Source organism: Flavobacterium sp. (assembly GCF_035299245.1).
GTDB lineage: Bacteria > Bacteroidota > Bacteroidia > Flavobacteriales > Flavobacteriaceae > Flavobacterium.
In genome coordinates this window covers 184,735-199,025 of the sequence record NZ_DATGWY010000016.1, presented here as the reverse complement: position 1 = coordinate 199,025, position 14,291 = coordinate 184,735, and the positions used below count along the sequence as shown (strand labels likewise).

Genomic DNA, 14,291 nt, shown 5'->3' with positions numbered 1-14,291 from the left:
TTATACAAATGAAAATCAAGTTTTTAGTATCAATGGCAATTTTCGCCGTTACAAGTTTTTCAGTATCAGCTCAAGAAGTTGAAATTAAAGATGACAAAGTGTTGCTCGATGGCAAACAAATTTTGAAATATGAAAAAATAAATATTTTTCAGCATTCTTTTTATTCATTAGATGATAATGAAATTTTACTTTATAAATACAACGACAACGAGACCAAACAATACAGTCAAGACGATTACCTTGTTTTGAATTTTCTTACCGAAAAAACAAAAGTAGAAACAAAAGATATCATGAGAGCTACTTCTGGTATGGGAATGAACTCTAGAAAAAACATGGAAAAATTGGTTGGATGGTTGTTGAAAGAAAAAGTGATTGATGCTAATGGAGTCTTGAATCCGGAAAAGGTTCAAATTTTCTTTGAAAAATACGATCAAAATATTACAGAACGAACAGTACGATACTAATAAATAGAGTTCTCTGAACACACATTATGACAACATCCACAATAGTTTTACTACTTCTTTCAGTTTTAGTTGCTGTTGGATTGTCGTATTTACAGTATTTTTATAAAAACAAAAGCCAATCCAAATTGATAAAATGGTTGGCTTTTTTGCGTTTCTTGGCTATTTTCGGAATTTTATTACTCTTAATCAATCCGATAATTTCTCGAAAAACCTATGAAACAGTCAAAACACCGTTGGCTATTGTTGTTGATAACTCCAAATCGATAACCGAACTCAAAGCCAATGCTATTTCCAAAGAGGTTTTTGAAAAATTAGCTTCCAATAGCGATTTAAAAGACAAGTACGATGTACAATTGTACCGTTTTGATGCTGACTTTCAATCGATAGAAGAATCAAATGAATTGAATTTCAAAGGAAAACAATCGCATTTTGATCAAGTTGCCAAAAGCTTAAGAAGCATCAACAAAAACCTCACTTTTCCTACGGTTTTAATTTCTGATGGAAATCAAACTTCGGGTGAAGATTATGTGTTTTCATTTGATGCCAATAATAAAGTATATCCATTGGTGGTTGGCGATACAACGACGTATCTCGATTTGAAAATCAATCAAATCAACGTCAACAAATACGCTTTCCACAAGAATAAATTTCCGGTTGAAGTCTTTTTACAATACGCCGGAACCAAAAGTGTAAATGCAAATTTTTCCATTTCGCAAGGAAATAACGTTTTAACGCAACAAACACTTTCGTTTTCTCCTTCCAAAAAAGCGCAAGTTGTCAATGTATTATTGCCTGCGGATAAAGTCGGAATGCAATTGTACACAGCTAAAATTACCTCTACCGAAAGCGAGAAAAACACTTATAACAATACAAAGAAATTTGCCGTTGAAATCATTGATCAACGTTCGGAAATCGCATTAATTTCTTCCATTAATCATCCCGATTTGGGAGCTATAAAACGCGGAATAGAAACTAATGCATCGCGCAAAGTAACTATTCTTAAACCCAACGGAATAAGTGATTTAGGAAAATATAATGTATTGATATTGTATCAACCAACTGCTGAATTCAAAAGTGTTTTTGAAGCCAACAAAAACCTCCGCATCAACACCTGGATCATCACTGGAAATAATACCGATTACAACCTGCTGAACCAACAACAAAACCAGATGGTATTCAGAGTTTCATCTCAAAAAGAAGACTATTTGGCTTCGTTCAATTCTAATTTTAACTTGTTTGCTACGGACAATATCGGTTTTGAAAATTTTCCGCCTTTAGAAAACGCTTACGGAAACATAAAACCAAATGATAATGTCTCTGTTTTACTGACATCCCGAATTAGAACAGTGGATACTGAAGCTCCATTATTGGCTTTTGCAGATACACAAGGAAGTCGCTCGGCCTTTTTAATAGGTGAAAATATTTGGAAATGGCGCGCTCACAGTTATTTAGACAACAAATCATTTGATAAGTTTGATATTTTTATTGATAAAATCATTCAGTTTTTGGCATCGAATGACAGTAAGAAATCACTAATTGTCAACCATGAACGATTCTATAATTCGGGTGATGCATTGGAAATCACGGCTCAGTATTTCAATAAAAATTATGAACTTGATGAAAAGGCACGTTTGACTATAACGGTAACCAATTCGAAAACCAAACAAGTAAAACGTTATGATTTACTCAGAGCTTCCAATGCTTTTAAAGTTAATTTAGATGGATTAGCTGCAGGAAATTATACTTTTACGGTAAAAGAATTGAACTCCAACTCAAGTTATTCTGCCGGATTTGAAATTCTCGATTTTGACATCGAAAAGCAATTTGTCAACCCTGATTTAGTTCGTTTACGACAATTGGCATCTCAAACAAAAGGAACCGTTTTTGTTCCGAATCAAATCGATACTCTTATCAAAACTTTGATGGAGAATAACGATTACAAATCCGTTCAGAAAGAAATCGTAACCAAGACACCAATAATTGATTGGATTTGGTTGTTGGTTCTAATCGCACTAGCATTGGCAACAGAATGGTTTGTAAGAAAGTACAATGGTTTACTTTAAAAATCGACTACTTTTCAAATTTCTTATTCTTTAACATTCGCGATGCCGTTTGGAAATAAGCAACCGTTTCATTCATTAAATCAACACGCTCTTTTGTAAGTGGTTTTTGATCAAAATAAATATCAAAATCATAACTCAAACCTTTTACGGGTTGCATTTTTAATTCAAACTGCTTGACTTTTCGAACAGGTGAAATGATAGTCAAAACATGATCTTTAATCAAGCCTAAATCTTGATAAGTAGCTATAAATGCTCTTGGTTTATAGGTTGTTTTTAATACATCTTGTCCGAAAAATTTGCTTTGATAATTGAAATGCAACAATCCGAAAAGAGTAGGCATTAAATCTATTTGTGAAACCAAAGTAGTATTGTTAGTGGGTTGAATGAATCCTGGTGCATAAATTAGAGCAGGAATTCGGTATTTGTCAACTGGCAATTCGGTTTTACCCGAACTCGACGCACAATGATCAGCCACAATCACAAATACAGTGTTTGCAAACCACGATTGTTTTTGTGCCATAATAAAAAATTGTCGCAATGCGTAATCGGTATATTTTACGCCGCCTTCGCGTGATTTTGAATGACTATCGATATCAATTTTCCCATCAGGATACGTAAACGGTCGATGATTACTCACCGTCATCCAATGGTTAAAAAACGGTTTCCCAGTTTGAGCTTCTTGATTCATCACCTGAATTGCTTTTTTGGCCATATCTTCATCACAAACGCCCCAAATATTAGAAAAAGTAATTTCAGACGGAGCAAAACTTTTCTTGTCAATAATTTCATAACCATTTCCGGAGAAAAAATCAGACATATTGTCAAAATACGAATCTCCTCCGTATAAAAATTTTACTTGATAACCTCGTTTTTTAAAAATACTGGCTGTCGAAAATTTGTTTTTATTGTCTTTTCGTTTCACCACACTTTCACCAGCCGTTGGCGGTAAACAAAGAGTTACGGCTTCCAATCCGCGCACAGTTCGGTTTCCAACTGCATATAAATTGGAGAATTGTAAACTCTGAGTTGCCAACGAATCGATAAAAGGAGTAAGATGTTGCGCATTTCCGTATTCTTCCAAAAATTCAGCGCTGAAACTCTCAATTGTGATTAAGACAACATTTTTGTGAAGTTCCGGACTAGAATTCGATATTTGTTGCAGATTAGAATCATTTTCAGTTGCTGGAAATCGATTTCTTAACAAAGCATAGGCTTGATTTTCGGGAATGGTTTTGTAAAATGTATCATAATCAAGCTCACTGTTTTCAAACGCCAAATAAAAGCGATACATTCCGTTGGCTTGAAGTTCGTTAGTAAAAACATTAGATGAATTCTCTAGTCGAGCCATAGTCGGAATAGCATAGAGTGATAATGCTAATAGAACGGAATAAATCAGTATGCTTTTTAGTTTTGATTCAAAAGAAGGCAATCGATTTAAAAAAGGTAACGAGCGTTTTACAATTAAAAAAGTTGCGATTCCCGCAATAATTCCAACTCCGATGAATAAAGGAATCACAGGATACGATTCCACAATGTTTCCAATTACGGTATTGGTGTATACTAAATAATCAACCGCAATAAAGTTGTAACGCACTCCAAATTCATTCCAAAAAAAGAATTCACTAACCGTATTCTGAATGATTACTAAGGCAAAAATGAATACAGCGATTGAAAAAAGTACCAGTCGTAAGGTTTTTCTCCATCTTGGGAAAAGTAGTAGTAACCCAAATAAAGTAGTTTTCAAAGCAATAAAACCAACTCCAATTTCAGGTAGTGAACCACCGTATTCGTTGAGAATGGTGTTGCAGAAATATACATAAGCTAAAAGTGATAGCAATGCTCCAAAAATGATATAACCCCAAGGTTTTTTGTATTTTGCATTAGATAAAAATACTAAATACAACCATAAAATTACGCTAGCAACGATGTATACAAAGACATCTGAAATTACACCAATTAGTAGTATTTTAATAATTTCATACCAATGAAAATTCGCTTGTGTAATGGGATGAAATACCAAAACAATTCGCAAAATAAAAGAACATATCAAATACAGAATTCCTAAATTAACGAAAGGAGAATTTTTACTGAACATACAACGAGATTATTTAGAACGTCAAAAGTAAATTCCTCAAAATCAATTCAATTTAATATTAACTTATGATATCCTTAAAATCGTCTTAAGATTAAAATTGGCTTAAAATAAAGCGCCAAAAGATGTGTTATAAGCAATAATGACTAATTTTACACTCAGAATTCGGGTATACTATTTGTTAAAGTACCAATGAACTTAATACTACATTCATGAAAAAAATTGCTGTAATTCTTTTACTTTTTATCTCTGCTTTTGGAAACGCACAAAATTGGGTAACCAATATTGAAGAAGCAAAAACTCTTGCTGCTAAAGAAAATAAAAACATTTTACTAGTTTTTTCGGGTTCGGATTGGTGTGCGCCTTGTATGAAACTAGAAAAAGTAGTTTGGAAATCGGAAGAGTTCAAACAAGAAGCAGAAGACAAATGGGTACTACTTAGAGCTGATTTTCCAAAGAAAAAAGGGAATCAACTGTCAGCTGAATTAACTGCTAGTAATAAAAAATTAGCTGAAAAATACAACAAAGGTGGAAATTTCCCTTTGGTTGTAATATTGGATAAAACAGGTAAGGTCATCGGAATGACGGGTTTTAAAAATGTTACTGCCGAAGAATACATTAAAATGATTAACTCATTAGTGAAATAATGAAAAACCAATTGCTTTTACTCATTCTGATGGTAACATCGCTTTCTTTTGGACAAATCGTTCACAAGAAAAAGTTGTCCATGCTCGGAAGTCCGTTTGAGATTACCGTAATTGCCAAAGATACTGTAGAGGGAAATTATTTTGCCGATTTAGCTGTAGCCGAAGTCAAACGCATTGAAAATCAAATTTCCGATTGGATTCCCACTACTCAAATTTCAGAAATCAATAAAAATGCTGGTAAAAGAGCAATCAAAGTAGATGATGAAGTATTTGAATTGGTGCAAAGAGCCATCAAAATTTCGAAATTGACCAATGGTGCTTTTGATATTTCGTATGCTTCCATGGATAAAATTTGGAAGTTTGATGGAAGTATGAAAGAAATGCCATCTCCAGAAGCTATTAAAAAATCAGTCGAAAAAATTGGTTATCAAAACATCATTTTAGATGATAAAGAAAAAACCATTTTGCTCAAATTAGAAGGAATGAAATTGGGTTTAGGCGGAATCGGACAAGGTTATATTGCCGACAAAGTGAAAGCATTATTACAGAGTAAAGGTTGCACATCCGGAATTGTAAATGTTTCGGGCGATATCAATACGTGGGGAAAACAATTGGATGGAAAACCGTGGACTATTGGCATCATCAATCCGATGAATAAAAACAAAGTGTTTGCTACTTTTCCCATCGAAGACAGTGCTGTCGAAACTTCTGGCAGTTACGAAAAATTTGTGATGTTCAACGGAATTCGCTACTCGCACATTATTGATCCGCGTACAGGTTATCCTGCAACCGGAATCGTGAGTGTTTCTGTTTTTGCCAAACAAACTGAAATTGCCGATGCACTCGCTACGGGCATTTTTGTACTTGGAGTAGAAGTAGGGCTCGATTTGGTCAATCAATTAAAAGGAATTCAATGCATCATTGTTGATGATAAAGGAAAAATACACACTTCAAAAGGCATTGATGTTCAAAAATATAAATCATAATTACCATGAAAAAAATACTTAGTGCAGCTATTGTTCTTATCGGATTGCAATCGTGTAATTCCGTCAAAGAGTACGAAAAAGAAAAAATCAACGATCCGGATATGAAATTGACGGCCAAAACAACCGAGCGTTACGAAACTGCATTTCAAGTCTATCGTGAAGCTGCTGCTGGAGCCAATGGAGGAAAATCGGGTGGTGGTTGTGGTTGTAATTAATTAATACAGAAATTTCAATTCCATGCGAAACAAACTAATTCTTTCCCTTTTACTTTTAACTCAGATTGCTTTTTCCCAAGAAAGTGAAACGACCAAAGACACAACAGTAGTATTCAAAAAACGTGTTTTAGAAGCTACCGAAGTAGATTTCCTTGCCAGTTATTACAAGCAAGATGGTGTTCACTCATCGGTTTCTGGCGGAATAGGTTCGGAAAATCTAACGGATATTGCTTCCAATATTGTTGTAGCAATGCCAATGAACGACGACGATGTATTGACTATTGACGCCGGAATTTCAGCTTACACTTCGGCTTCATCAAGTAATATCAATCCTTACGATTCAGCTAACCCAACGCCATGGCAAAGTTCCTCTGGTGCTTCAGAGCAAGATCAGTTGGTATCATTAGTAGCTAATTATAGCCATAGTAGTGATAACCGTAATTTTATTTGGAATGCCGATGTTTCGGTTTCAATGGAATACGATTATTCTTCCATCGGAATTGGAGGTGGAATCACGCGTTTATTCAACGATAAAAACTCGGAAGTTTCTGTAAAAGCAAATGTGTATTTAGACAATTGGCAACCGATTTATCCTAAAGAATTGCAAGTAAATCAAGGTCCGATTTTTGATCAAAACGGCAACAATTCAGCACTTTATAATCCGAATTTTGTAGAATGGGATTCTACTAATAGAAATTCGTACTCCGCTTCGTTTAGTTTTTCTCAAGTGCTGACAAAGAAAACTCAATTTTCTATCTTTTTCGATTTAGTACAACAAGAAGGCCGATTGTCAACGCCTTACCACAGAATGTATTTTGCAGACAAGCCTAACTTTTATGTAGGTAATCCGTTGGGAATTCCAAATTACCAAAACGAAAGTAATACTGGAACGTATCAGTTGGCCGATGCGATTGAAAAACTGCCTAAATCACGTTTCAAATTGCCCATTGGTTTGCGTTGGAATTATTATGTAAATGAGCATTTGGTTGTTCGAACGTATTACCGTTATTACTCTGATAATTGGGATATTACGGCGCATACTGCTTCAATAGAACTTCCAATAAAATTGACGGATAAATTTACGCTAACTCCAATGTACCGTTACTATACGCAAAAACAGTCGAAGTATTTTGCACCTTATGAAACCCATGTATCAACTGAAGAATACTATACTTCCGATTACGATTTATCCACTTTTGATGCTAATCAATACGGTTTCGGATTTGCGTATACCGACATATTTACAAGTGCAAAAATTTGGAAATTTGGATTAAAAAATATCGATTTCCGTTTCAATCATTACGATAGAAGTGATGGATTGAGTTCGAATATTGGTTCTATCGGATTTAAATTTGTAATGCAATAACAATGAAGATTCTAATTATAGAAGACGAAAAAGGAATTACTGATTTTCTCAAGCAAGGTTTAGAAGAAGAAGGCTATTCTGTGTCTTTTGCTTACAACGGAACTGACGGATTGGAAATGGCGTTGAACTCGAGTTTTGATTTGATTCTATTGGATTGGATGATGCCGAAAATGTCGGGTTTAGAAGTGTGTAAAGCCTTTAGAAAATCCAATACAACCACTCCTATTTTATTTCTAACTGCCAAAGATACGATTCAAGAAACCATAGAAGGTTTGCGCGCTGGAGCGAATGATTACATCAAAAAACCATTCAGTTTTGATGAATTGCTAGAACGCATCAAAATACATTTCCGATACCAATTAGAAGAAGATGTTTTACAACTGAATTCCATCAAAATCATTCAATCCAAATACCAAGTTTTAGTCGATGGTACTGAAGTAAATTTGACGCAACGTGAATACGAATTATTGCTATATTTGATAAAAAACAAAGGCAAAGTCTGCACGCGTACACAAATTATCGAAGACGTTTGGAACATTCATTTCGAATACGACACAGGAGTCATTGATGTTTTTATGAATGCCATTCGAAAAAAACTCAACCTCAGTAAAGAAGACGAAAGTATCAAAACCATTCGTGGTGTAGGTTACATCGCCAACGATAGCAACTAATTATGTTTTCACTTTCCTATAAAAACAGAATTGCGTTCAACTATATTTTGAGCACAGCATTGCTGACGGCTTTTGCTTTTATAGTGATATACAGAGTAATTCATTTTAGTGTTGACGAACACATTAATGAAGGAATTGACGAAGAGTTACAAAAGCATTTAGATGATGTTGCAATCGATAATAATGATACTTACTTAATTCAAGTCGATCAATGGCGCGCTCGCGAACACAACACCATCAGTGTCAATCCAGTTTTCGTGCAATTTTATGATAACAACAAAAAGTTAATCGACAAATCACCCAATTTAAAACAATCCAACTTACTACTTTTAGATGCCTCAAAAGATAATGAATACGTAGATGCATTTTTAAATGGAATTCCAATTAGACAAATTCAAACGCCTATTATCAATAATGACAAAGTCATTGGTTATTTGGTTGTCGCCATGTCTTTAGATGATTTTGAAATCATTTATATTCTAAAAAACATTTTATTGATCACGTTTCCAATCATTCTAATTCTTCTGTTTTTAATTGCACGATTTTTTGCGGGTAGAAGTATCCAACCAGTGGTAAACATCACTGAAACATCAAGTAAAATTACCAAAGACAACTTAAACACGCGTATTGATTTACCAACCAACAAAGACGAACTGTATGTACTTTCCAAAACCATAAACGATTTACTCGATCGAATGGAAGAAGCCGTTGAACGCGAAAAACAATTTACTTCTGATGCTTCACATGAATTAAGAACTCCACTTGCAGTAATTAAAGGTACACTTGAAGTTTTAATTCGTAAACCACGTGAAAAACAAGAGTATGAAGAAAAAATTGCATTTTGTGTTAGTGAAGTAAATCGCCTAAATAATTTGGTTGATGAGCTACTTTTATTAGCGCGTTTTGAAAATCAAAAGCAAAATAATAAGGTAGAGAATGTGTTTTTGAACGCCCTAATTCTGGATAGTTTATCACGCTATTCGGATAAAATCAGCAAACAAAAATTAGATATTTCTACCCAATTTGAAGACGAATATTACGTACAAACCGACTATTATCTGATTTCAATTATCATTGGAAATTTGCTTTCCAACGCTATAAAATATTCCAAACCCGATGGAAAAATTCAAATCAAATTAAGCAAAGAAAATTCAGCAACAATTATTACTATTAATGATAATGGTCTAGGAATTCCTTCAGAAGATTTGAGTAAAATTTTTAATTCTTTTTACAGAGCAAGTAACTCAAAAAATCCAACTATAAAAGGAACTGGTTTAGGACTTTCGATAGTAAAAAGACTGTGTGATATTCTGCACATCACCATTGAAATTTCAAGCGAAGAAAACGTCGGAACTTCTTTAAAATTAAGGATTCCCTAATTTTGTTTTAAGGCTTTCTTAAGCTATTCAAGCAACTTCGATTCTACCTTTGCAAGTAGAAAATGAAATTAAAATGCTTGAAAAAATAATTGCCTTTAGCTTAAAAAACAAACTCATTGTTTTACTGTTTACCTTAACCATTTTTGTCTTTGGGTTATTCTCTGTTTTCCAAATTTCGATTGGTGCTGTTCCCGATGTTACCAATAATCAAGTTCAGGTAATCACCACTTCTCGCAATCTTTCTACTCAAGATATCGAGCAATACATAACATATCCAGTTGAAATCGAAATGGCCAATTTGCCTAGTGTAAAAGAAATTCGGTCTATTTCAAAATTCGGACTTTCAGTAGTTACCATCGTTTTTGAAGACGAAATTGGAACGTATTTGCCACGTCAACTCATAGCTGAAAAAATAAAATCTGCTTCAGAGAAGATTCCACAAGGTTTCGGAACTCCAGAAATGGGTCCAATTACAACTGGTTTAGGTGAAATTTATCAATATGTTTTGGATGTAAAACCAGCATATAGAGAACAATACTCTGTTACCGATTTGCGAACGATTCAAGATTGGGTTGTAAAACGTCAGTTGTCTGGAATAAAAGGTGTAGTTGAAGTTAATACTTGGGGCGGTTATTTAAAACAATACGAAGTGGCGATCAATTCGTCTAAACTCAAAGCGATGAACATTGCTATGGCGGATGTATTTTCGGCTTTAGAAAAAAACAATAGCATTGCGGGTGGCGCTTACATCGAAAAAGTCAATCAAAGTTATTTCATACGTGGTGAAGGAAAAGTAAAATCCATTCAAGACATTGAAAACATAGTAGTTGCCAATTCTAATGGCTATCCCATTTACATCAAGGATGTTGCACAAGTTCAATTTGGAAGTGCCAATCGATTTGGAGCCATAACCGGAAATGGAGAAGGCGAGAAGGTATTAGGTCAGGTGATGATGCTCAAAGGCGCCAATTCCAAACAAGTAATCAGCGATGTGAAAGAACGTGTAGCCGAAATTCAGAAAACACTACCCAAAGGCGTTTACATCAATTCGTTTTTAGAACGAAGCGAATTGGTAGGTAAAACTACATTTACGGTAGCTGAAAATTTAATTCTAGGTTGCTTAATCGTAATTTTTGTTGTGGTTCTTTTGCTAGGAAATTGGCGTTCTGGATTGGTTGTCGCTTCTGTTATTCCGCTGTGCTTATTGTTTGCCATATCGTTCATGAACATCTTCGGAATTGATGCTAATTTAATGAGTTTAGGCGCAATTGACTTCGGAATTATCATTGATGGTGCGGTGATTATTGTCGAATTCATCGCATTTCAAATCGCCCATAAATCCAAACATTTGACTACCTTATCCAAAGAAGATCAACAAATTCAAATTGACGAAATCACGTATAAAAGTGCTTCCAAAATGATGAATTCGGCTGTATTTGGTCAGTTAATCATTCTAATAGTATTCATTCCAATTCTTTCGTTATCAGGTGTTGAAGGTAAAATGTTCAAACCAATGGCTATGACGTTCAGTTTTGCCTTAGTAGGAGCGATGTTACTTTGTTTTACTTATGTTCCCGTGGTTTCATCATTATTTCTAAAACCAAAAGAAGAAAATCCAAATTCATTTTCCTCAAAATTAATAAACAAATTAAATTCATGGTATTTTCCAGTTATCAATTGGGCCATTGGAAATACCAAAAAAGTAATGTATGGCGCAGCTGGATTGTTGGTTTTTGCAATAGTGCTTTTCAGTACCATGGGCGGCGAATTCATTCCAACCTTAGACGAAGGTGATTTTGTAATTCAACCCGTTTTAAAAACAGGAACCTCATTGTCGAAAACCATTGCTACAACAACCAAAATAGAGAAAACAATTCTAAAAAACTTCCAAGAAGTGGAGCAAGTTGTGAGTCGAATTGGAGCTGCAGAAGTACCAACTGATCCAATGAGTATGGAAGAAAGCGATATCATCGTTAAACTAAAACCCAAGTCTGAATGGGTTTCTGCCGATAGTAAAGACGAATTGGCTGATAAAATAAAAGAAGCTATTGCCAATCAAATTCCGAATATCGAAATCGAATTCACACAACCTATCGAAATGCGTTTCAACGAGTTAATTTCAGGAACGCGTTCGGATGTGGCCATCAAAATTTTTGGAGAAGATTTGAATGTATTGGCCAAACGTGCTGAACAAATCAAGTATGCCATCGAAAATGTAGAAGGTGCTTCGGATGTAATTATCGAGAAAACAGAAGGCTTACCTCAAATGAGTGTGGTTTACAATCGTTCTAAAATAGCACGTTACGGATTGAATATTTCCGATTTAAACGAATTGATTGCTCTTGGTTTTGCCGGAAAAACAGTCGGAAATGTGTTTGAAGGTGAAAAGCGTTTTGATATGGTCATTCGTCTCGATAAAACCAATCGACAAGACATTGATAATCTTCGCAATTTATACGTTCCAACGCCAAACGGCGAACAAATTCCGCTTCAAGAATTAGCACAAATAGAATATACTGAAGGTCCAGCGAAGATTTCTCGCGATAATACTCGACGCCGAATTGTAGTCGGAATCAACGTGAGAAACCGCGATTTACAGAGTGTTGTTGACGATGCTCGAAACATCATTGAAAGTAAAATTAAACTTCCTCCTGGTTATTATGTGACTTATGGCGGACAGTTTGAAAACCTACAAAGTGCCAAAGCTCGATTGATGATTGCCGTTCCGATTGCATTATTTTTAATCTTCATTTTATTGTATTTCGCTTTTGGTTCAGTCAAAGAAGCATTAATGGTTTATTCAGCGATTCCATTGTCGGCAGTCGGTGGAATACTATTTCTGTGGATACGCGATTTGCCCTTCAGTATTTCGGCTGGAGTCGGATTTATTGCTCTATTCGGAATTGCGGTACTCAACGGTATTGTATTGATCGAACATTTTAAAGAACTCAAACACAACGGAATGAAAGACATCAACGAACTCATTTTAAAAGGAACGACCGATCGTTTGCGTCCGGTTTTACTGACTGCCGCTGCTGCTGCTTTAGGATTTTTACCAATGGCGATTTCTTCCTCGGCTGGAGCTGAAGTGCAACGACCATTAGCAACTGTAGTCATTGGAGGTTTGTTTACTGCAACTATTTTAACCATGATAGTCTTGCCCGTTCTTTATAAAATTTTAGACAAAAAAGAAGGCAAAAAAGCAAAGTTTAAAATTCACGCTAATGCGACAATTATCATGCTGTTTCTATCATGTACTTTGGCCTTTTCACAAGAAAAAAAGACTACTCAATTGGACAGTTTAATTGCATTGGCTCATCAAAATAATAAAGCCATCAAGGCTACACAATTGCAAGTAGAAAAATACAACGCCAATATAAAATCAGCATATTCATTTGATAAAACGAATGTGTATTACAGTTACGATCAAAACAATTTGGCAGTAAACAATAAACCGTTAAACGTATTCGGGATTCAGCAACGTTTTTTATTTCCAACAGTTTATGGAGCACAAAAGAAATTATATACTGCCGAATATGAAAAGGAAAAAGCTGCCTTTGAAATTGTAAAAAATGATTTATCAAATGCCGTTGCGCAAACCTATAATCAAATTGTATATTATCAGCATCAAGAGAAATTGTACACGTATTTGGATAGTTTGTACCAGAATTTCTCCAAAGCCAGTGATCGACGATTTGAGCTCGGAGAGACCAATTATTTAGAGAAAATTACGGCGCAAAGCAAATTCCGACAAATCAGAACCAAATTAGTTCAAATAGATAAAGACAAAAAGGCTAGTTATGAAGCTTTACAATCTTTATTACAATCGAAAGCGGAAGTTCAAGTTTCAACAAATAAATTGACAAAACTACAAATAGAGAAAAGCGCAACTGAAAGTTTGTACAGTTCGTATTTCGAAAGCATTAGTAAAATCAATCAAACTAATCAAAAGCTACAAAAACAGCAGTATTTACCCGATATTAATTTGGAGTATTTTCAAGGAAATAACAGCGGTTTATCCAAAGGATTAAACGGGTTTCAATTGGGTGTTTCGGTTCCTATTTTATTTGGCGGAACCAAATCCAAAATCAAAGTTGCTCAATTGGAATCGCAAAGTTGGGAAGAGCGTAAACAAAATGAAATGACTCGAATTAACCAACATCTTTTACAGAAAAAAGAAGAAGCATTAAAATACGATGAAGCTATTAAGTACTATACCGAATACGGCGAAAAATTGGCCAAAGAAATCATTAAAGTAGCCAATATGAGCTATCAGCATGGAGAAATTGACTTCTTTCAATACATCACTTCGCTAGAGAATGCTACTACAATTCAGGTTGATTACCTCGAAAGTGTATACAATTACAATAAGATACAATATGATTTACAATTTCTATCCATTCAATAA

Annotated in this window: 10 protein-coding genes; 9 read left to right on the top strand and 1 reads right to left on the bottom strand. The window is 34.7% G+C overall.

Features of this window, described 5'->3' with window-relative positions:
- Window positions 1-8 precede the first annotated feature (8 nt).
- A complete protein-coding gene (locus VK161_RS12205) occupies window positions 9-464 on the top strand; it encodes a hypothetical protein (protein WP_324215062.1) in 456 nt (151 codons plus the stop codon).
- A gap of 26 nt (window positions 465-490) precedes the next feature.
- Entirely contained in the window at window positions 491-2,527 is a 2,037-nt protein-coding gene (locus VK161_RS12200) for a hypothetical protein (RefSeq protein WP_324215061.1), read from the top strand.
- Between the two features lie 7 nt (window positions 2,528-2,534).
- Here the strand turns inward: VK161_RS12200 and VK161_RS12195 are convergent, their stop codons facing one another.
- The gene (locus tag VK161_RS12195) at window positions 2,535-4,622 is read right to left on the bottom strand and encodes an LTA synthase family protein (protein ID WP_324215060.1); all 2,088 of its coding nucleotides are present in this window, start codon (window positions 4,620-4,622) and stop codon (window positions 2,535-2,537) included.
- Window positions 4,623-4,831: 209 nt separating this feature from the next.
- Here VK161_RS12195 and VK161_RS12190 point away from each other — a divergent pair, with 209 nt between their 5' ends.
- The 7 genes from VK161_RS12190 (at window position 4,832) to VK161_RS12160 (ending at window position 14,291) form a co-directional block, all read left to right on the top strand.
- Entirely contained in the window at window positions 4,832-5,266 is a 435-nt protein-coding gene (locus tag VK161_RS12190; protein WP_324215059.1) for a thioredoxin family protein, read from the top strand.
- Window positions 5,266-6,252, top strand: coding sequence for an FAD:protein FMN transferase (locus VK161_RS12185; RefSeq protein WP_324215058.1), 987 nt, complete (start codon window positions 5,266-5,268; stop codon window positions 6,250-6,252). Before VK161_RS12190 ends, VK161_RS12185 begins: the two co-directional genes overlap by 1 nt.
- 5 nt (window positions 6,253-6,257) lie before the next feature.
- Window positions 6,258-6,467, top strand: coding sequence for a DUF4266 domain-containing protein (locus VK161_RS12180; RefSeq protein ID WP_324215057.1), 210 nt, complete (start codon window positions 6,258-6,260; stop codon window positions 6,465-6,467).
- Between the two features lie 22 nt (window positions 6,468-6,489).
- Window positions 6,490-7,833 (top strand): DUF3570 domain-containing protein, encoded by a 1,344-nt coding sequence (locus VK161_RS12175; protein WP_324215056.1) that lies wholly within the window; start codon window positions 6,490-6,492, stop codon window positions 7,831-7,833.
- 2 nt (window positions 7,834-7,835) lie between these two features.
- Window positions 7,836-8,504 (top strand): response regulator transcription factor, encoded by a 669-nt coding sequence (locus tag VK161_RS12170; RefSeq protein ID WP_324215055.1) that lies wholly within the window; start codon window positions 7,836-7,838, stop codon window positions 8,502-8,504.
- A gap of 2 nt (window positions 8,505-8,506) precedes the next feature.
- Complete coding sequence (locus VK161_RS12165) at window positions 8,507-9,883, top strand: HAMP domain-containing sensor histidine kinase (RefSeq protein WP_324215054.1); 1,377 nt, start codon at window positions 8,507-8,509, stop codon at window positions 9,881-9,883.
- Between the two features lie 73 nt (window positions 9,884-9,956).
- Window positions 9,957-14,291: a CusA/CzcA family heavy metal efflux RND transporter gene (locus tag VK161_RS12160; protein WP_324215053.1), complete on the top strand. Its 4,335-nt coding sequence runs from the start codon at window positions 9,957-9,959 to the stop codon at window positions 14,289-14,291.